Source organism: Chryseobacterium sp. D764 (genome assembly GCF_019317325.1).
Classification (GTDB): Bacteria; Bacteroidota; Bacteroidia; order Flavobacteriales; family Weeksellaceae; genus Chryseobacterium.
Window position 1 is genome coordinate 533,716 of record NZ_CP079219.1, and the last position, 21,367, is coordinate 555,082.

The 21,367-nt window shown below is 36.3% G+C and carries 16 protein-coding genes; 2 read left to right on the forward strand and 14 right to left on the reverse strand.

Translation table 11 applies throughout. The features are described from left to right. Positions 1 to 92 precede the first annotated feature (92 nt). Positions 93 to 1,388, forward strand: a complete 1,296-nt coding sequence (locus tag KYG33_RS02315; RefSeq protein ID WP_219072597.1) for a cryptochrome/photolyase family protein — start codon at positions 93 to 95, stop codon at positions 1,386 to 1,388. A gap of 70 nt (positions 1,389 to 1,458) precedes the next feature. Here KYG33_RS02315 and KYG33_RS02320 read toward each other — a convergent pair whose 3' ends face one another. The 5 genes from KYG33_RS02320 to KYG33_RS02340 form a co-directional block, all read right to left on the reverse strand. After that, positions 1,459 to 2,154 (reverse strand): ABC transporter ATP-binding protein, encoded by a 696-nt coding sequence (locus KYG33_RS02320; RefSeq protein WP_219072598.1) that lies wholly within the window; start codon positions 2,152 to 2,154, stop codon positions 1,459 to 1,461. Next, positions 2,148 to 3,494, reverse strand: coding sequence for an ABC transporter permease (locus tag KYG33_RS02325; RefSeq protein ID WP_077414327.1), 1,347 nt, complete (start codon positions 3,492 to 3,494; stop codon positions 2,148 to 2,150). Before KYG33_RS02325 ends, KYG33_RS02320 begins: the two co-directional genes overlap by 7 nt. Further along, positions 3,495 to 4,940 (reverse strand): ABC transporter permease, encoded by a 1,446-nt coding sequence (locus KYG33_RS02330; RefSeq protein WP_219072599.1) that lies wholly within the window; start codon positions 4,938 to 4,940, stop codon positions 3,495 to 3,497. A 3-nt stretch (positions 4,941 to 4,943) separates the two neighbouring features. Beyond that, positions 4,944 to 7,259 carry a TonB-dependent siderophore receptor gene (locus KYG33_RS02335; protein ID WP_219072600.1) on the reverse strand — a complete coding sequence of 772 codons (2,316 nt, stop codon included), beginning with the start codon at positions 7,257 to 7,259 and terminating at the stop codon, positions 4,944 to 4,946. Positions 7,260 to 7,393: 134 nt separating this feature from the next. Then, positions 7,394 to 7,747 (reverse strand): hypothetical protein, encoded by a 354-nt coding sequence (locus KYG33_RS02340; protein ID WP_180563536.1) that lies wholly within the window; start codon positions 7,745 to 7,747, stop codon positions 7,394 to 7,396. A 485-nt stretch (positions 7,748 to 8,232) separates the two neighbouring features. Here KYG33_RS02340 and KYG33_RS02345 point away from each other — a divergent pair, with 485 nt between their 5' ends. Then, a complete protein-coding gene (locus KYG33_RS02345) occupies positions 8,233 to 8,673 on the forward strand; it encodes a lysozyme (protein WP_077414316.1) in 441 nt (146 codons plus the stop codon). Between the two features lie 45 nt (positions 8,674 to 8,718). Here the strand turns inward: KYG33_RS02345 and KYG33_RS02350 are convergent, their stop codons facing one another. From KYG33_RS02350 to KYG33_RS02390, 9 genes are all read right to left on the reverse strand, one after another. Continuing rightward, the gene (locus tag KYG33_RS02350; protein ID WP_077414314.1) at positions 8,719 to 9,261 is read right to left on the reverse strand and encodes a hypothetical protein; all 543 of its coding nucleotides are present in this window, start codon (positions 9,259 to 9,261) and stop codon (positions 8,719 to 8,721) included. A 143-nt stretch (positions 9,262 to 9,404) separates the two neighbouring features. After that, positions 9,405 to 9,623 carry a hypothetical protein gene (locus KYG33_RS02355; protein ID WP_077414311.1) on the reverse strand — a complete coding sequence of 73 codons (219 nt, stop codon included), beginning with the start codon at positions 9,621 to 9,623 and terminating at the stop codon, positions 9,405 to 9,407. 765 nt (positions 9,624 to 10,388) lie between these two features. Next, complete coding sequence (locus KYG33_RS02360) at positions 10,389 to 12,428, reverse strand: M13 family metallopeptidase (protein WP_180563537.1); 2,040 nt, start codon at positions 12,426 to 12,428, stop codon at positions 10,389 to 10,391. A gap of 474 nt (positions 12,429 to 12,902) precedes the next feature. Further along, positions 12,903 to 13,043, reverse strand: coding sequence for a bacteriocin-like protein (locus KYG33_RS02365; RefSeq protein WP_175627203.1), 141 nt, complete (start codon positions 13,041 to 13,043; stop codon positions 12,903 to 12,905). Positions 13,044 to 13,641: 598 nt separating this feature from the next. Then, a complete protein-coding gene (locus KYG33_RS02370) occupies positions 13,642 to 14,286 on the reverse strand; it encodes a response regulator transcription factor (protein WP_180563538.1) in 645 nt (214 codons plus the stop codon). After that, positions 14,286 to 14,915: a sensor histidine kinase gene (locus KYG33_RS02375; protein WP_228408666.1), complete on the reverse strand. Its 630-nt coding sequence runs from the start codon at positions 14,913 to 14,915 to the stop codon at positions 14,286 to 14,288. The genes KYG33_RS02370 and KYG33_RS02375 overlap by 1 nt, the downstream gene beginning before the upstream one ends. Positions 14,916 to 15,081: 166 nt before the next feature. Then, complete coding sequence (locus KYG33_RS02380; RefSeq protein WP_180563539.1) at positions 15,082 to 17,079, reverse strand: response regulator; 1,998 nt, start codon at positions 17,077 to 17,079, stop codon at positions 15,082 to 15,084. A gap of 27 nt (positions 17,080 to 17,106) precedes the next feature. Next, positions 17,107 to 18,540, reverse strand: a complete 1,434-nt coding sequence (locus KYG33_RS02385; RefSeq protein ID WP_180563540.1) for a hypothetical protein — start codon at positions 18,538 to 18,540, stop codon at positions 17,107 to 17,109. A gap of 10 nt (positions 18,541 to 18,550) precedes the next feature. After that, complete coding sequence (locus KYG33_RS02390) at positions 18,551 to 21,361, reverse strand: hypothetical protein (RefSeq protein ID WP_232538920.1); 2,811 nt, start codon at positions 21,359 to 21,361, stop codon at positions 18,551 to 18,553. Between the last annotated feature and the right edge of the window lie 6 nt (positions 21,362 to 21,367).

Consider the following 21,367-nt stretch of genomic DNA (forward strand, 5'->3'; position numbering starts at 1 on the left):
TTGTTAAAAATATTTATGCACTAAAATCTGTATCTTTATCCTTAGTTATGAAATGTATTATAACGATAGAATGATAAAGTAGTTTGAATTACATGAAACATAAAGTTACCCTTTTCTGGTTCAGACGTGATTTAAGACTGGAAGATAATATAGGTCTTTTTCACGCACTCCAATCTGAAGATCCGGTAATACCCATTTTTATATTTGATACTGATATTCTTGAAAAGCTGGAAGATAAAGAAGACCGAAGGGTTGATTATATCCATCAGGCTTTGACGGATATCAATATTTCATTGGAAAAGCATAATTCCAAAATCAATATATATTATGGTAAACCCATAGAGATCTTCAGGGAATTATCAGAAGAGTATGATATTCAGGGTGTTTTCTGCAATCGGGATTATGAACCTCAGGCGATTGAGAGAGATAAAGAAGTCTATTATTTTTTCACAGAAAAGAATATTCCTTTTAAAGCTTATAAAGATCAGGTCATTTTTGATAAAGATCAGATTATTAAAAAAGACGGTTCTTCTTATACTGTTTATACCCCTTTTGCAAAGAAATGGCGCGAAGCATTAACTCCGGAACATTATAAATCTGTAGAGCTCAATTTTAATAATTTCTTTCCACAGAAACATTCTGATATCCTTACTTTAAAGGAAATAGGGTTCAAAAAAACGGAAATTGATTTTACAAAACCGATTCTGGATGCTTCCATTATTGATAATTATGATAAATACCGTGATTATCCGGCATTACAACGTACCACACAATTAGGAATAGCTTTGCGCTTTGGAACGATCAGCATCAGGAAATGTGTGGCCTTTGCATTGGATCATAATTCAACATGGCTTTCAGAATTGATCTGGCGTGAGTTTTTTATGCAGATTCTGTATCATTTTCCACAGGTGGTGCATCAATCCTTCAAAAAACAGTATGATAATATCAACTGGCGGAATAATGAAGATGAATTTAAACACTGGTGTGAAGGAACTACAGGATATCCCATTGTAGATGCCGGAATGAGACAGCTTAACCAGACAGGCTATATGCATAATCGTGTAAGAATGATTGTGGCAAGTTTCTTATGTAAGCATTTACTGATCGACTGGCGTTGGGGTGAAGCCTATTTTGCCTCAAAACTGAATGATTATGATCTGTCTGCAAACAATGGAAACTGGCAATGGGCAGCAGGTAGCGGTTGCGATGCAGCTCCTTATTTCAGGGTTTTTAATCCCACAGCTCAGATTGAAAAATTTGATAAAGATCTGCTTTATATCAAGAAATGGCTTCCTGAATGGAATACCTCAGCTTATCCTTCTCCAATAGTAGAACATACCTTTGCCCGTGAAAGAGCTTTAACAGAATACAAAAAAGCCTTGGCATAAATAACGGATATCAGCAAAATGCCCGGCAACAAAAAGTCACCGGGCATCAACCAAATATTTAATATGAAAATTAAATCGTTTTCAGATACAGCTCCTGTAATTCCTGTGCTGTAAATGCTTTGGAAGGTAAGTTCTGTACAAGTTCTCCCTGTTTCATAATACCGATATTCGTGGCCACACTTACTGCATTGAAAATATCATGAGTGGCCATTAAAATCGTTCTGCCTTCTTTACCCAGCTGGCGAACAATCTCTGTAAATTCTGCCGTAGCTATTGGGTCCAGTCCGCTGGTGGGTTCATCCAGAAGAAGTACTTTTGCATCTTTAGCCAGAGCAATGGCAATTCCTACCTTTTGGCGCATCCCTTTTGAATACCCTCCGAGTGTTTTTTGATGGGCTGTTTCTTGCAATCCTGTACGCTGAAGCAGGGCAGATAGTTCTTCTTTCTGATAATTAAATCCTGCGATTTTGGAGAAAAAATCTAGATTCTCCAATCCGGTGAGCTGAGGATACAAAAGCACTGTTTCAGGAATATAAGCCAGGTGTTTTTTTATTTTTTGAGGATGATCCTTTACCGAAATATCATTGATGAAAGCATCTCCCGAAGTGGCTTTGATAAGCCCCAGAAGAATATTAATTGTTGTACTCTTACCAGCTCCGTTTTGCCCGAGTAGCGCAAATATTTCCCCTTTTTTTACTTCCAGATTAAGAGCGTGAAGTGCCGTAAAATCGTTGTATTTTTTATGTAAGTTGATTGTTTTTAACATAGTTTTCGGTATTTGTTTTGTGAAAGGATAATAAATAATGCAATGAAGATGAGGTATGGCAGTACAAGCTGTATCCATTTTATAGGGTCAGAGAATTTGAACACTTGTATGATTTGTTCTTTCCAGTTGATAGATTCTGCCGTTTTTCCGGAGAAAATAAAAGGATAGAAGAATAAGCGTTTTTTCTCATGGAATTTTTTAAGTGATGAAGCATAATGCAAATGATTCTGCATATCCGTTTTTGCCAGACGGCTTTCTACAAGCTGAGTATGAAGATTCGGAAGGAGGTAGCCTAAATAAGTTGCCGCCTGATTCCGTTTTTGCATCTTTTCAGTATAATGTTCTGAAGACTTCGCAGATTCAAGATCTCCCATATGCTGCATGGCATAATACCAGGTCCAGGTGAATGAATCATTTTCTTCCACAGTGAAATTTCTGTACTGAGGATATGCCTTGTAAAATTTTTCCATAGTGGGGCGTTTAGCTTCATCCCATTTGTTGTGGTAGCCTTCTCTCTGTTCCATCACTGCTTTAAGAGATTCATGAACCGGATATACTTTTTGGATCAGAATATTACTGCTCATGGGAATAATAAAATTGATGCCCACCCAAATGATCAGAAGAATTAACGCATTCTGAGGTGATGATTTACGGAAAGAAACAATCCATCTGCATAAGGCAAACCAAAACAGAATATAAAGGAATCCACTAATAAGAAAGGCAGTATAATAAGAGTCTAACGGTATTTTTATCCAGGCCGAAGCAATGATTATTAGCACAAAATATACAGCTGTCACTGCCAAAAAACGTATAAACATCTTCTGATCCAGAAGCTTTTGTAAATTGCCACTCTGTACTGAAAGCAATTTCCAGGTTCCTCTTTCTTCTTCCTCAGAAATCAGATTATAACAAAACGCGACAATGACCAGTGGAAAAAGGAAAACAATCACAAAACTAAAGTCAAAATTTCCTACTGCTGCATTGGCAGGATTATAAAAATCAGAATTATAACGCTGTTCCTCAAGATTTCGAATGGTTACGCCCTGGATAGAGGGATTTAAATCCCGCATTCCAATATTTAAAGCAGCAAGCCTGGGTGTTTCATTCACCAGATTGAATTTAATATAATAAAGAACCAGCCCCAGATCATCCTTATGAAATTTTATATTCCTTTGAATGCTTTCCTCCTGAAATACTTCACTCTTAGAAATGATATCTCCGTTCCTGTCAAGAAATTTTTTCCCTGTATAAATAGCCATAATTCCGGCTATAAGTAAAAACAAAAGAGCAATGATATACGCTTTGTTACGGTAAAATTGGGTATATAAATAACGATTCATTTAGATTAATTTTAATTTTCTTCCACTTATTTCGATGGCGATGACACAGATAACCATCCATAGAACTAATGAGGCAGCAGGTATTGGCTGTTCTTTCAGACTGTACAGAACAGAAGTATACCTGTATTTAAAATCCGGGAACTTCTCCCAGTTGTCTTTATCAATCACAGCAGGTGGTCCACCGTTTTCCGGTTTTATATTGCTGATATGCTCAATTTGTAAATCATTTAAATGCTGGGCCATCTGATAGCGATATTCTTCAGCCTGCTTTTGAAATTGAGTATAAGAGAAGAAATCTGTGCCTGTTGCAATCATTGAAAAGTTTTTAATGGCAATGGCCGGATTGATCAGCCCTGAAAAATCGGTCAGATTTTGTTGCCTGTTGTAAATGGTTTGCAATTCTTTTTGGTGTCTGATATAAATCTGTGAACTTATTTTTTCCCCTTCTTTCATAACAAATCCTCCATAGTTGAAAGGAAGCTCATTTGTTGTTTTCACTTTATACTTTGTCAGTAAAGAATCTTTGATCTTTTTGAAATAAGGATCGTCAGGGTTGTGGCTGTCTCCAGACTTTAAAATATCCTTTTCCAAGGTTGTTTCAAAAGCAATACGGGAAGGTGCCGGATATAAATTCTGTGCTGCAAACTGAACACCTTTTGGTAAAACAATAATGAAAAGAAGCCAGAAGCCTATAAGACTGATCAATGCTGAAGAAGTACTTTTGCTGTTTGCAGAAACTACAACAGTTAAAGTGCTTATAAAAAAGTAATAGATCATATAAGCAGGCAACAGGAAAAGCAGGCGTAATAAAATATCAGCCGAATCTGTTGTCTCGGACATGAACGCTGCAAGGAAAACAATAGGAATCACCGGAATCAGAAAGCATAGAGAAAATAACCAGAGTCCCAGAATTTTGCCCCAGATAATATCCCTTCCGGAAGTTCCCTGTACACTAATGATTTTTAAGGTGGCACTCTCTCGTTCCTGAACAATTAATCCAAATCCTAAAAAAAGAATAATCAGCGGAACAATATTCTGCAGAATAAAAGCACTGCTGAAAGCCCCGAATCTTACTAAAGTTCCTGAGCTTCCAGCCTCCGAAAGATTAGCTGTATTCTGTTTATGGGCCTCCAGAAATATGACATTCCCAAGGTAATCATCTAATCCATTGTCAAAAATATTCAGAGGATGCCCGATTCTGAAAACCAGATAACCATAATGCGCCATACGGTGCGGATGCTTATCAGGTCTGTGTTCCCAGCTTTCCCGGACTTCTTCCCGGTATTCTTTTATTTTTGAAAAGGAATCCGTATATTTTGTATATCCTATACCAATACTCAGCATACAGAATAGGAGTACAGCAATAGTGGTGAGCAGATTTTGTTTTCCTTTAAACAAATCCTGCCAGGTTTTTCTCACCATCAGTTGTAAGTTTGAAATAGCCATATTTTAAAATTTATAAGTAGCAGTTAGTAAATAATTCCTTGGAGTTCCCGGAAATAACCTTAAATAATTCTGAGCCCCAATCCAATAGACTTTGTTGGTGATATTATTCAGATTAAAAGAAAGCTGGACAGACTTTGCCGGAGTGTAGTACAATGCAGCGTCTATGGTCGTATAAGCGGGAAGTTCAAAACTTCTTGTGAACCACGGAACTTTAGAGCTCTGATAAAGCATTCCTGCACCAATTCCGAAATCTTTTATGAATTCAATATTTGAAAAATTGTAGCGCGTCCAGATATTGACAGAATTTTTAGAAGTGTTTTCTTTCCTTTTCCCTACAAGATCAGAATTAGTATCGTCCAATATTTTAGCATCAATATAGCTGTAGCCTCCGTAAATATGCCATTGAGGAAGAATATGTCCGGAAAAATCAGCTTCAAATCCACGACTACGGTCGGCACCTCTCTGTACTAGTTCATCAGGTTCCGATGGATTATTGGCATTGATTAAGATATTTCTCTGGTTGATCTCATACACAGCAAGATTCAATGAGATTTTTCCGAAAAGCTGTGCCTTAATTCCCAGTTCTTTAAGATCTGAAGTCAGTGGTTTAAATCGTGCTGCAGATTCGCTGCCTGTAAGACTGGAGGTATTGGGCATTAATGTCACCGTATTGGATTGTGGCTGGAATCCGGTAAGGTAAGTACTATAAAGGTTAATATCATCCGTAAGACTGTATGTAATCCCGAATCTGTACAGAAGTTTATTATTCCGGAATGAAGACTCATTGGATTCTTTGAAATTGGTGGTGTCCTGAAACCATTCCTGACGTATTCCTGATAGGATTTTGAACTTTTTCCATGTGAAAAAATGCTGAATATAAGCAGCGTGTGTAGTGGTAAGAGCAGAAGGCAGAGCAGTTATAACATTCAATGTATTAAAATTAGTACCCTGATAATTTTCTGCACCCGGATTCAGATCAAATGGAGTGACATTAGGTTTAGGAATGAGTGTTCCATTGTAATTGATAGTCTGGTAATCAGCAGCATTGGCTGGTTTGTAAGAAGCTACTACAGAACCGTTCTTTAAAAGAAAACCTCTTGCAGCATTTTGTTGTCCGCCTTTGCGTTTTTCCCAGATCTGGCTGTCATAGCCTATTAAAGCCTGATGCTGAACAGCACCTGTTTTGAATTTAAAATTAAAATAAGCATTAATATTGTCTGTTGCCCAGTTTTGTTTTCTTTGCACAAACTGCATCATCGCAAGGCTGGAAACCGGTTTATTATCCATGTCAGGAGCAAAGGAATTGGTGGTTCGGTGTTCCTGCAGGTTTTCTTTCCAGTATTGTTTCATATAAGAAGCATTAAAGCTGATAAATGGGTTAAAATGATGGGCAACACTTCCCATCAGAATCAATTCCCTGGTTTTAAAAAAATCATCGGGAGCTCCCAGATTCAAAGATCTTGGCGTACTGTACAAATCCGTTTTTCCAGCAACAGCACCGAAAATAGGCTGCCCTCTGTCCAGGTTTCCATAAAGATCATTGAAAATCATTTCTACATTCACCGATGTTTTTTCATTCGGAACAAATGTGATGGAAGGAGAAATTAAAACACCGCTGTTTTTAACATGATCCCTGAACGACTGAGCATTTTGGTAAGCTCCGTTAAAGCGGTATAATAGAGTTTTGCTCTTGTTTAAAGGGCCTGTAAGATCTGTGGTGACACGGTAAGTATCAAAACTGCCTCCCGATGAACTGATCTCGTGACGGGAAGTTGACAACGGTTTTTTGGTAACCATATTAATTGTTCCTCCAGGATCCACACTGGACATGGTAATACTTGCTGGACCTTTGAAAATTTCTACACGCTCAATATTGGAAGTCATAGGCTGTAGAAAATAATACTGTCGTGTCCGCATTCCATTGATAATCTGTCCTTCTTCATTTTGACTGATTCCACGGATGTTGTATTGGTTGTAATAGCTGGAAGGAGAGACTCCATTCACATTTTTCATAACATCTCCAAGCTGAAAGGCCTGGCGGTCGGTGATCAGTTCCTTGGTAACGGTATTAAGAGTTAAAGGAAGATCTTTATTTTTCATAGCAATCTTAGTGGCAGCAAAAGAGTAGTCTGATGTATAATCTTTAGACTTTCTTCCGATGATTTCAACCGTTTGTACCACTGTAGATAAGGAATCTTCAGAACGGGACTGAGCATATAGAAATGAAGATGCGGTAATGAAACTTAAACTTAAAAGTTTCGCAGAATTTGGGGAAATACAATGAATTATTCCCGAATAATTAAAATTACTGGTAATCATGAATAGGGATGTACGGGCAGTGAAAATGCCCATTAATAAAAGGATATCTTTAATTGTGTGAAAACACAGGTATCCACGGCATAACAGTACAGACTACAAGAATCTGTATACAAAAATGAAGGCAGGATTCTAGATTAAGCTGCCGCGAAAAATGAAGATGGGGGAGCCCGGGAGCTGAAGAAGTCGAGAAGACAACGGTATGAAATGGCTTTTGGTTGAGGCATTTCGCTGTCATTCGTACTATTGATAGCAAAATCCATGTTCAAAGCTTCAGGAAGGAGAACATTGTTCATGTGCATATGAAGCGCACACTGACATTCGTCGTCCTGTGAAAAGGTAGGAATTTTCTCTTCTTTGGAACCTTTTTTATAGATCACTTTACTCTTTGCATGTTTAGCATGATCAAGACATGTGTTTACGCCGCTGACATTAGAAACAAATATCAGAAGTAAAGAGAAAACAAAAAAGACTCTGAGAAATTTTTGCATAATAGAAAACAAAAGTACAATTTAATTTGATAAAAATGGGATGATCAAGAAAAAGTAACAGATATTTTTCAAACTGTAGTTTCAAATCTAATGATTTTATTTTCCGTTGAACACATGAAATATTTTCCGCAGCAGTATGATCCAGATCATATTTTGTGAGAGAAACAACTTGTTATATTTGGCCCATTGAAATTTCATATTTCTGACAAATTACAGTATAACCTTCCGATGATTCGGGAGGTTTTTGTTTTTATATTAAGTTTATAAGTTACAGCCTCAATAAATCCAGAGATTGAGCAAATTCAACAAACGTCTTAACAAGCCTAAGATAAGCTGCAAACAAAAAAGACAGAGGTTGGCACATAAAAAAGAAAGTCAGCACTTAAAAGAAAATAATAATAACACTTTATAAAAACAGGTGTTTTTCCTCACTATTTTGGGATTTACAATTTTAATTTTGCTGAGCAATACATAAAACTAAATACATGAAAACATCACAAAAAGGAATCAACCTGATTGTATCATTTGAAGGCTTCAGCGCTAAGCCTTATCTGGATTCTGCAGGAATTCCGACGATAGGGTATGGTAACACTTACTATCCTGGAGGAAAGAAAGTAACCATGAAAGATCCGACAATCACAAAAGAAAAAGGAGCAGAGCTATTCGCTGCAGTTTTGCCAACTTATGAAAAAATAGTGAACTCAAAAGTGAAAATAACACTTAATCAGAATCAGTTTGATGCTTTAGTTTCTCATGCTTATAACACCGGAGGATCTGAGACTTTGTTTTTTCTGATCAATAGAAGAGCAACGGATTCAGAAATTAAAGATTGGTTTACAAAACGATATATTACCGCCGGAGGAAAAGTTTTAAACGGGCTTATCCGAAGAAGAAAGGCAGAAGCTGATTTGTTCTTCACAAAATAAACAATCCCCCACTGTAAGGTGGGGAAAATTTTGATTCAATTATTTCTAATTAACAATTATAACCCCGTTAAGGTCATGATCCATTAAACATTGAAAGTATGCCATATCATGATTACTAAGCCCCTCTAGAGCTATCGATGTTGCTGTATAAGAGACTTGTCCTGATTTGATCCATAACTTGCCATTATCGTCAACAACTTCAATGCTATAGACTTCCCCTTTACAAGCATATATCATATATCCATCGCCTAGATAATTTTCATTTAAAATATATATTTGGGGAACGCTTTTAGATGTATTTGAGGTACTATTATTTAATTTCTTAACTGTAAGTTGATTATTTGAATTTGAAAGCATAATATTTGTTTCTTTAATCAAATAAGTGTCTACATACTTTACTTCTTTTCCAAAAGTAACCTTTAAAACAGATTTGCCGTTTACAATAGCGGGTTCAACTTTACGTTCTTCATTTTGAGATTTTGAACGAGTTTCTTGAGTGTTTTCAGTATTATCTTGTTCACAAGAATTCATAAACGACATTATAACTATTGAACAAGCAATAGCCTTAAAAGGAATTTTAATTTTCATGGTATAAGCTTTTTTTAACTACTACAAACTTAATAATTAATACTATTTAGAACAATTAAATATAAGTGACAGTTATCATAGCTGATTTATTAATGGGGGACAATTATAAAATAAAAATTCCCCACTTAACAGTGGGGATCTTTTTATCTTAACACAACGTATCCCTCAAACGGGTCTCTATTAATTGACAACAATACAGTTGCTCCTTTGTCTTTTATGCTAATATCAATAGGGTAATAACTTTCATCTTGGTCCTTTTTGAAAACTTGAATCATGTGTTTGCCAGGTTCCTTTTTTGTGATTAGAATAGCAAACATTCCATCTAGGTTATTCCATGTTTCAACTGTAAAATCGATTGTCATAATTATTATTTTTTTGTTAAGTTCCGAATATACAAACAATTCAAAATCAATCATTACGGTTTCCCGTAGAGTTATGACTACAGCCTCTCCGTATATTTACGGAGTTTGTATAAACTAAAAGTACAAGTCAAGTTTTTTTAATGTCCTCGGTTTCCGGGGATTTTTACGTTAAAAGAAAAATGTACCACAAAAAGAACGATTTCATTAAACAGTAAGTTTATGGCATATGCATTGTTATTGATTAAAAAGAGTTTTTAAGAGATACTTTATTTAACACCACATCATTATAACTTATAATTCATTTTGAACTTTTACCTCCCTATTGACACGGGAGGTTTTTTTATGATTTTAATCATAATTCAATTAATGGAGATTTATTAATTTTGAAATGTTAATAAAATTTTTATTATAAGTTTTTATCCCCGGAGAGATCCGGGGATTTTTCTTTTAATTGTAGTTTTTTCTCCTTTAAAAGAATGATAAACCGGATTTTATTGATTTACATTTAGACGGATTTGAATTTATTTTGAGTACAACGGGTAAAGGGTTCTTAATGATTTTGGAGCGGATTTATTCCTGAATTTCAGATTTTAATAATACGATATTCAGGCGGTTACAGATACAGATCTTATAAACATAGCAGATCCAAAACTTAAACGGAATGAAAGTTGAAACCATGACCAGAAATGTAAACTGATGGCTAAATAAGTGTACTGACTTTGCATGTCGAAAAAATAGTTAAACCTTTGTTGATAAATTATAAGTTCACCAAATTTCTACCCCTTTAATATTCAAATTGGCCGAATCTTTTTTACTACAGTTCCATGCTTGTTTAAATTCTCTTAATTGTGTCAGGGGGCCGTTTATCCTAAATCTGAAAGGTACATGAGGGTTGGTTAATAGTTCATTACGTAGAGCTTCAGGACTGATGTTGCCATGCCACATTTGTGCCCACCCTAAAAAGAAACGTTGCTGCCAGGTGAAACCGTTAATAGATGCAGGTTGCTTTTTTTTATCATAACTTTTTTCAAGTGCATGATAGGCCAGAGTAAGTCCACCAAGATCTGCTATATTTTCGCTTATAGTGAGCTGTCCGTTAATGTGTACTCCTGGCTGGGCTTCCATTTGGTTAAAATAATCAATGTATTCTTTTGTGAGGTTTTCAAAATTATGTCTGTCTATTGATGTCCACCAGTTATTTAAATTACCTGAAGCATCGAATTTCGAACCTCTGTCATCAAAAGCATGGGTTATTTCATGTCCTATCGCCGCGATTATGGCACCATAATTTATAGCATCATCTGCTTCATGATTATAAAAAGGTGGCTGCAGGATACCAGCTGGGAAACAAGCACTGTTAGTATATTGATCGTAAAATGCATCAACAGTCTGTGGTGTCGCATGCCATTCGCTTTTATCTACTGGTTTATCAATTTTATTGATGCTTTCGTTATGATGAAAAGCTGCAACAGAAATGATATTATCTATCAAACGTAATGGTTGTATGGAGATACCGAAATAGTCGGGCCATTTTTCCGGATATCCGATCTTGAAAGTCATTGTCTTTAATTTTTTGTGTGCCAACGCTTTGGTGCTATTACTCATCCAGTGTAAGCTGTCTATACGCTGATGATAAACCCAGCGCACATTTTCAATCATTTCACCTATCTTTTGTTTATCTTGTTCAAGGAAATATCTTTGAACAAAAAGCTTACCTAAAGGCATGCCCAGTGCTTGCTCTAACTCTTTAATTGCCGTGTCTATGCGGCTTTTTTGTTCTTTTTTTCCAGCCATTACTGTTCCGAAAAAAGCAAAGTGAGGGTTGCTGTATTTCTGTGGCAGGTAAGGTGCAAAATGAGATAAAAGCTGCCACTGGGTATATAATTTCAGTACAGTTAATGGTGTTTTATGCAGGAGAGTTGTTAAATTGCTCATATAAGCCCGGTCTTCAATAATAACAGTTTGGGTATTAATTCCTTGTGCTTTTAAAAACCCGTTCCAATTAAATTGTGATGCTATGTGGCTGAGCTCTGTGACAGATATCTTATTATAGGTTCTTATCTGATCGCGCAACATCAGACTAGATAGCTGCAGACGAGCCACGTTTTGCTCCAATTCGTAAATTTTGGAACCAGGGGAAACAACTTTAAGGCCTGCGCTTTTATACATAATGTCGATGTGCTGGATCATTCTGTCTTTTAAGTTGGCATTTTTAGATTCTTCTAGTGCATAATAGCTTTTATCACCCAAAGTTAATCCGCCTTGCCCTAACGAAAGTATATTCATTTGATTATTATGAGCATCGGCTTCCACCTTATAACTGATAAAAGTTGGTACACCAAGCTTTTGAAGTTCCCCGGAGAAGTTTACCCAATCGGTATAATCTTTAATATGATCAATTCGTTCAAAATAGCTGTCAAGAGGTGAAAGTCCTAACTTTTCTATGGAAGCAGTATCCATGTAAGATCTGTAAAAATCAGCTATCTGTTGAGATTCTGAACCTAATTTGAGATTAGGTAATTTACTTATGCTATCTACAATATTTTTCAGTTTCACTTTGTTGTCCCGATCAAGAATTTCGAAAGCACCCCATCTGCTTTCAGTAGCAGGAAGAGGGTTTTTCTTCTTCCAGTTACCATTAGCAAAGCCATCAAAATCAATACATGGATTTTTAGTAGAATCAATATTGCTATTGTCAAAACCTGAATTATTGAAAACAGAACTAATGTTCGCTTTCTTTTCAGCCTTACAAGAAAAGAGTATCGTTATAATAATTAAAAGTGCTGTCAACTTATGGTTTTTCATACTGATAAAAATATAATTTTTCAAACATCTGGTTAAACGGTTTAAAATAGTGAGAAATTTTATCACAATATATTTTTTTACCGTTTAATGATATGCTGTTTTATTGTTTTATCCTATGCGTGTTAAACACAATTAAATTATAATAAAATTGTGGATATCTTGCCGATTTGGCAATAGCTGATAAAATTTTTAGTGGTAAGCCCTGTAACTATGAGAAAAAAGACCATCATGCAAACAAATACAGTTTACTGTTTCCACATGGTTCGCTGCTCATTATGAAAGGGGATTTGTAGGAGAACTGGGAGCATGGGACGTACCTATGAAAGAACGGATTCATATATGGTTAGGCTGGTTCTTAATTCTTAGGTGTGTATAGATATTTTTGTATAAGATAACCTGTTTTTCAAACAGATATTTTACTAGTATTGAAAATATTCTAGAAATATGTTTTTGAAAAACAGGTTATTAATTTTTTTATGGCTCAAGTCCAGGGCCACCACATGAATTATACGGAACGCATGTTAATTTATCATTTATAAAACATAGTCTGGTACAACCTGCTCCGCCAACAATTGTTTTTAATTCTGCTTTTTTAAGCTTTTTTAAATTTTTCATACTAATATTTTTTATGTTCACAACAAATCTCACGAATAATTATTATATACGGGTTTAAATTAACGAATTTTAACGTTCTATTTGGTTGGATTTTAAAAATTGGAGTGATACCGAAATCAATAGTTTAAATAATTGATACTATGGTATGATGTGATTCTTTATTTGATTAAAATAATAATAACTTTGATTTCATTTAATTTTGAGGAAGAACATGCAGGGAAATGAAATTACTTATCAGATTTATTCTCCAGAATTGATACTTGAACTGCTTAGCAATGGGGTCACGAAAAAATATATGAAAACCTGATCTAAATGACACAAGGCATTAGACAATACTCACGAAGCTAAAATACTGAACCTCTACCTTAAAAATCTTTCAGAACACTCTTTCTTCAAAGGTTGTTTGATTCAGAAAAAAATATATCTGATAGCACGGGGAATTTGTGAGTTTGGCTTCTGTTGATCTGCCAACCTTCTGTTTTGTCCATACAAAGTGATTTCGCGGAACATCTCCTGAAGCTAGCGGAGTGTAGGATCTTGTTAAGATGTACAAGATCCCACGATTCCCCGGGATGATAAAGTGGAAATTATAGAATTTTTAATGATTATACAGCCTAAGAATCTCCACCAATTCGGGTATGGATCGTATTTTCAGTTTCTCAAACAGCCTGTTTTTGTAAGTACTGATCGTAGATGAATGGAGATTAAGTTGATTAGAAATTTCTTTGAGAGGAAGACCTTCAGCCAGTTTATTGGCAATTTGCAATTCGCGGTCTGACAGCGCTTCGAAGGGTGAGTTTTTTGTAGTGCCATTTATCGATTCTAAAAACATCGCTTCTTTTACGTGGTCACTCGCAAACCGGCCAGTATTGAGCATTGCCGTCAAAGCAGTTTCAACTACTGCATTGGAGCTTTGTTTACTTAAATAGCCACCGGCACCCATCTTTAGATAGCGCATTGCATACACCTCTTCATCTTGAGAAGAAAATATAAGAATTTTTAAGTTGGGTTGGTGCATTTTTATGTAGTCAATGGCTTCCTGAACAGAACCATTAGGCATATTGACGTCCATGATAGCCAGATCCAGTTCTTCCTTCAGAATGACTTTGTACAGTGATTTAAAATCCTCTACTTCAATGATTGTAGCATCAGGCCAGAGGCGTTGTATGGTTTGTATTAAACCCATCCGGACGATACCGTGATCGTCTGCTACAATAATACGAACGTTTACTTTTAAACCCATTATTCTATAAATTTACGTACAAAGAGGGAAACAGTGGTGCCTTTATTTTCAGCGGAAGTGATTTGAATGTTTCCATGCATCAAGGATACAAAATTTTTCACAATTTTCAAACTTAATCCAACTCCTTTCTCACCAGCAGTACCAAGGAATAGGGGGTTACCATAAGTGAAGATTTCAGATAAATATTTTTCATCCATTCCCGTTCCGAAGTCGCTCACAGAAATTATCACCTGACGATCATCCGTAACTTCCTGCAAGTGAATGTCATTCCCGGAAAAAGAGTATTTCACTGCATTATTGAGAATTTTGTCTAAAACATATTGCAGCAACAAACGATCGGTTGTAACAAATGCATTGGGATCTCCTTTAAAGTGAAATTTAATATTTTTTTCTTTTAATTTAAGTGCATATTTTTCTTCAAAATGGTGAAAAAGATCCATCATCATGATTTTCTCAGGTTTAATCTTAAATTCCCCATATTGCGTTTTTAACCAAGAGGTGCTGTCCTGAATGGTTTGCAGATTCTTTTGGGCATCGCATTTTAACTGCGGCAACAACTTAAAAAAATCTTCCTCACTTATAGTCTTTTCTTCTACCGCTTCTATAAGCCACAGAAAATTTCCAAACATTTCCTTTGAATCGTGAGATAATATCGAGATCAGTCCGTTTTTAAAACTGATTTCATTTTCCAGTTTTTCAATTTTTAATTGTAGTTCGTTGCTAAGGTCATTCATAAATTCTGTATCAAAGCTTAAAAAAAACTATTCAGGTATTTTTTTAAGCATAGTTTATTATTTATTCTTTTTCGATTTCCGTACCAAACCATTTTTGAATCATATCAGACAGGGTTTGCTTTAATAAGGGTTTGGTTAAAAAATCTGACATTCCGGCTTGCAGACATTTTTCTTTATCACCAGGCAGACTCCCTGCTGTTACTGCAATAATAGGTATTTCGATGTTTTTTTCCAAGGCTCTTATTTCTTTGGTTGCTTCAATACCATTGAGATGAGGCATCTGAATATCCATTAAAATAAGATCAGGACTCTCTTTTTGGTGTTTTTCAACCGCTTCAGTACCATCTTTTGCCTCGATGATTAAAGCTTGAGGAATAATCTCCTTTAAATAAGTTTTGATAAGAAGTAAATTAATAGGATTATCCTCAGCAATTAAAATTTTTATTTCGCGCATGCTCACTTCATTTGCTGCATTTTTTATTTGATCCGGTTTTTTCTTTTCAGAACTCTTTAAGGTGGATAAAATCTGGTACATCTGTTTCATACGAATTGGTTTTACAAGCCGATTTTCTATTTCTAATTCGTCACATGCAGCCTGCAAATTAGTATCATCGGACGAGCTGTACAAAACAACATACGGCACTACATGGTTGGCGTCGGGAATAATATTTTTCATTTTTCTTATGGTTTCAATGCCATCCATAATCGGCATATGATAATCCATAATAATCACATCGAATTTGGACTTGTTCATAATCAATAGCAAAGCCTTCAACCCGCTATCGCATTCCGTTACTTCGATATTTTTTCGTTCCAGCATCCTTTTCAGGATTTTCCGATTGTTTTCATTATCGTCCACAATCAAAACTCTCTTAATATCACTTAAGTTTAAATCATATTCCTCTTCCTCAGTGTCGAACAGAATATCAAAGAAAAAGTCGCTGCCCTTTCCCTGATCGCTTTCGACTTGTAATATACTGTCGGCAAGTGCCAAGATTTGGTTCGAAATGGTGAGTCCCATGCCAGTCCCTCCATATCTTTTAGTAATACTGCCATCTCCCTGTGAAAAAGGGTTGAAAATTTCAGCCTGTTTTTCGCTGCTGATTCCAATGCCTGTATCGCGAACTCCAAATCGGATTCGTTTTTTTCCTTCTCCTAAATCATCTAAAACTTTGACATATGAAACAATCTCGCCTTCCTCGGTAAATTTTAAAGCGTTGCTCAAAAGGTTGACAAAAACCTGTTTTAAGCGCATCTCATCAGTCCATATATATCTAGGTATGGTGTCATCAATATCGATGAGCATTTCTACTTGCTTTTTAGTATTACTGTACGCAACAATATTGAAGGCTTCTGAAACCAGTTCTTCAATCTCTACTTTGTCGAGATTTAGCTTAAGTTTTTGCTTTTCTAATTTTGAGAAGTCCAAAATATCGTTGATGATGCTGTATAAGGATACACCGGATTGGTTGATGATTTCCAGGTATTGTCTTTGCATTTCGTCCAGATTGGTTTCCATAAGGAGCTCTGTAAAACCGATAATACCATTTAATGGGGTTCTTATCTCATGACTCATATTGGCCACAAACTCTGATTTTAAAACATAGGCTTTTTCTGCCAGTTCTCTTTCTTTATCCAAATGACATTTTGCCGCTTGGTTCAATATCTTGTTGACCAACTCTTCCTCTGCTTTATCTAAATTTTTCTCTTCCCTGTCAAATAAATTTAAATGAGTGATCAGATTGTCCTCACGACCGGGGATGGGATAACTTCTATGAAATTTAAATTCCGAGTTCTTAGACTCATAAACCGAAGTCTGGTCATTCAAAAGAAAGTGAGGATTCTGGGGATAGACCTGATTGGGGGATGCATCACTGGAAGCGAGAACGTAAACTTGCCCTTCCGAGGTAATGCTCATGGTGCAAAGCTCCATGTTGGTCATCTTGGCCGCCGCGAATACTAAGAAATCAAAAACATCGGTATGTTTTTTTTCGAATGCACTTAATTTATCAATATAGTGCTGATTCCGCGATTGATCATTGCCATTAATGTGGTCCATAAGGAAGGTTTTTTTTAGAAAGTATCGTTAAATTGCCGTGAAGCTATAATAAACATTGATAGAGTAGGTGGTATTTTCCTTACCTACCAAACTTTGGGCACCCGCAGGTGATATGGTATATCTTACATTCAGTCCCCGGTCCAAAACCGGTGCTCCATTAAACAGTATTTTTTGAGGAGTTTTGGATAAGGGAGCATTTACAGAACTTCCGTCTATACCAATTTGTAATATGTTGGAATTGATGCTGGTCTGCAGACCGCCTTTCTTGAAATAATTTTCGTCCGATTTTACATAGAGCTCAAAATTTTCATTATTGGACAGCATAATTTGGTTTGGAATCATTTGTGACTGACCATCGGTGTATTGGGCAGCGGTATTAAAATTGAAATTTACATTGCGTCCGGAACTGGGGATGGTGATCTCCGACAGAGGAAGCACCTTTAACTGAACAGCCGTATTTTGCAAACTGTTAATTGAGTTATCTGTACTTCTGGCATTGAAGTTCAATTCAAACGTATAAGTTCCAGCTTCAAAAAAAAGGTTTTTAAAATCATCCGAAGAAACATAAAGCTCTGGAATAAAGCTGTTTCTGTTTCCCGCCACAACACTGAAATTAGCTGCGGAAAAATTCTGAAAATCGGCAGATAAGGCTTTGGTCGTGAGTGCAGATCCATTACTACCCAATTTAATGCTTGCTATATTTCTGGTTCCTGGAACACCTTTAGAAGAAGTGAACTGAATGTTTGTAGAAGCAGCTTTCGCCCAAAAATTAAAGTCAACCGTATGTGCGATTTCCGTATTCCCCAAATCCCACACCCGCGTGCTAGTATTGCGGTAGTCATTCAAAGAAGATATTTCTATGTATTTTGTTAAAGAATTTGTGACCCAACGCATAGATGGAGGAATGACTAAAATTGTTTTAAAATTACGTGGTGTAAAGTCATTATAATTCTGAGTGATATCCATGGAGTAATTCCCGGCCCGGAAGGCATTAGCAGTAAATTGTGAGGCAGGAATTTTAAATGTAAAATTGATATTTCCCCGGTTGAATCCTCCCCCGATACTTAGTGATGGCGGTTCAAACCATTTTATAGCGCTTGTACTGAACGACTGAAAACCTGGTAAATAACCTGAAAGTCCAGTATATGGCAGCTGCCCGCCCATACTTTCTAACTGCCATAGAAGAGTGGAACTGGGCAAAGTAAATGAGGAAGAAGAGTGAGTAAAAGTTGGTCCTGAAACAGAGGTAAATGTAGGAGCTGTTGGGAGTAGCCCCAAAAAGGCATAATCCCAGTTTGTTCTGTTAGCGTTCGTCATTACTCTTGTAGGTACTGAGGTAAATTCGGTCCTGTTAAAAATATTATTATCAGGAACCGACAGATACACATCCTGAGCTTTCGTGGCTGCAAACCCACAGAACATGGTAAAAATTCCTATTAGAAAAGCCCTCATCTTTTTCATACTTTTAAATTTAAAACTTTTTCACCTTAATAGTGGTGTCTTTCTTCTTATATTCAAAAACTACGGTTTTTGAATACCCTTCTTTTGTCACCTGAATAGTTTGGGTGGGTTGTGTATAGCTGTATTTGTCATTTTCAATATAGAGACTGTATTTTCCATCTTTCAGGAAAAACTCAAACTCATTTTTTTGGTTAACCACGGCAGTATAGATCACCCCATCTTCACTTTTTGCATATACCACTATTCCGGTTACATCTGTTTCCAAAACATCGTAGGCTTGCTTGATCTCCGTTAATTTCCCACTTACCCTGATGTTTTTTACCAAGCTCACTTTGCGGTTAATATTATTATGTACCATAATGACAGGATCCATCATCAATCGGGCACCTGCACTTTCGTTCACCTTCAGTGTATAAGTACCTTCAGGCACATTCTGAAAAACTACTTTTCCATTCTTATCCGTCATCGCTACATAATTGTCCAGTTTTACAATTTCATTAGCAAGTACCGATTCGCCGGACTCCAGAAGCCCATTGAAATTTTTATCTTCAAAGAACTGGAACGTCACTTTATGATTTCCAAGAGTCGTAGCTGTGGCAAAATATTTTTTAATCCCCACTCTAAACTGGTAATAACTGCCACTGGTTGCATATTCAGCCGTAGATTTATAACCGGAAAGATTAAAATAACCTGTGGTAGACCATGAAGACGAAATCTTATATTCCAGATTACCGGTGATATTGCTGTTTAAATTTTTATAAAGTTCCGAATAGAAGGCTCCGGCTGAAAAAGATCCAGTCAGATTATGATTAAGCATCTGGAAATTATACGAGGCATATACATTATAGTTGGCAAAATTACGGCTTACATCATAATAAGAATTTAAATCAAAGACACTTGTTGCGTTCCATTGGGCTGTTCCGTTGAGGGAGAATGATTTATATCTGTAAGATAAAGTTGTTTTCAAACTGTTGAACCAGTCCGGTTTATTGTTCTCTTTTGAATAAGAATATTCCGCCGTCAGGTTCAATCCGTGGGCACCTAATGTAGTGCTGATATTGGCTTCCAGCCGGTATGAAAAAAGTTCCTGCGATGTGTAAAAATTAGCTGTTTTTTGATTTTCAACCTTTGGAGAAAGTAAAAAATTCCACTTCTTTAAAGAAAACTGATAACCTAATCCCAAAGCTTCTGTACTGTTGAAATAATAACGTAAATTAGAGGTATTCCCAGGTTGGGTTGATGCACCCTGGAAACTCAGGAACTCGGGCTCTATCTGCGAATTCTGATATTGTATAAAAGCGCGCTGAGAAGCAGAAAATTGGCGGCCAATCCTCTGATTTGAGAAAAAAGATCCCCGTTTGATCCCTGCATAACTTTTGGTAGCAAAGGAATTGACAGATTGTATATCCCAGTTCCCTATTTTCCCATCGTAATTGGCTCCCATTGAAGCGCCTGCGTTTTCATCTTTGTTCAAAAGGCCTTTTTCGTGGCTCAGACCAACCTCCGTGCGGATTGTGTTTTTATCATTAATTAAAAATGACGTTACCGCGTTCGCTACCTGTGTATCTATGTTAAGGCGCGGATCATGATCGAATATATAAGACACTTTCCCATTGAAAGATTTAGCATTCCCAAAAGCATATTTTGCGCCCATAATGGTAGATCCTTCTGTTTGTTGGAAATAAGTACCGTACAGATTATAATTATTTTCCAGCGCAAGAATTTCAATCTGATTATTTTTACCAAATTTGGTAGAAACTTTCCCGCCTCTTCCGAAAACCGGATAATCATAATCGCTGCTATTAACATTTCCCACCCTTAACACCGTATTTTTTCTCTCCAGTTCCAGCCACGTATCATACAGATTATAACGACCGTCTTCAACATAGTAATCTGCACCAATATTGAAGCGCGATTTCAAATTCTCAGTCACCCGAAATGCTGTATTTCCCCTTAATTGAAGATAGTTGAAACCTGAACTGTTTTCATTATAGCTAATTTCTGCAAAATTACTTCCGCTCACCGCTTCGTTTCCTCTGGCAATTTGTCTGTTGTGCGATAAAATGACTAAATAGAGTGTGTTGCTTCCCACGATTTTATTATCAAGCAGGTCTGTGACAATTGCATTAATATTAAATTCCGGATAAAGTGTATTCTGTTTTCTGACTGCAATTTTGATTTCAACCGTTTGTTTTTCTAAACCTTCCAGAGATACGGTTTGTTGTTTTGGCATCATTTCCAAACCATCAGGAATGGATTGCAAATCAATCTTAACGGTTCTTTTACTATAACCTTGGTTTTCTACTGTCAGCAGAATTGAGGATTGGGGCACAGCAGGGTTAATGAAATTTTCGTAGGTGGCGGTATAAATTGCGATGTTTTTGTTCTCGTCTTTAGCAACGAAGAATGAGGCGCTTTCAGTTTTGGTAACCGTTGGGCTGGTGTACGAAACCTGGAATTTGATTTCATTGGATCTCAGTTTCATAAAATCCACGTTGGCGATCAGTTTCACAGGAAGATTTTTAGACTGACCTGCACCTAAGGTAAATTCATTTTTGGGATAGAAAAGCAATCCCGGATATTTTTCATTAGGTATGATATTCTGAATGATAATCTCTTCAGAACTTTTATTCTCAACGACCAGGAAATTAGTAAAAGTAGAACCTTTCTCAACAGCTACAGCTACACTGTCATTTTCAAAATGGATTTGTATATCCTTCTTTTCCTGCGCAGAGGCCAAAGAAAAGTGCAGAAGAACAAATACAAAAAATAAGATTGTTCTTCTTAGGACTGATATCGATATTCCATTCTGTAGTTTCAAGACTTA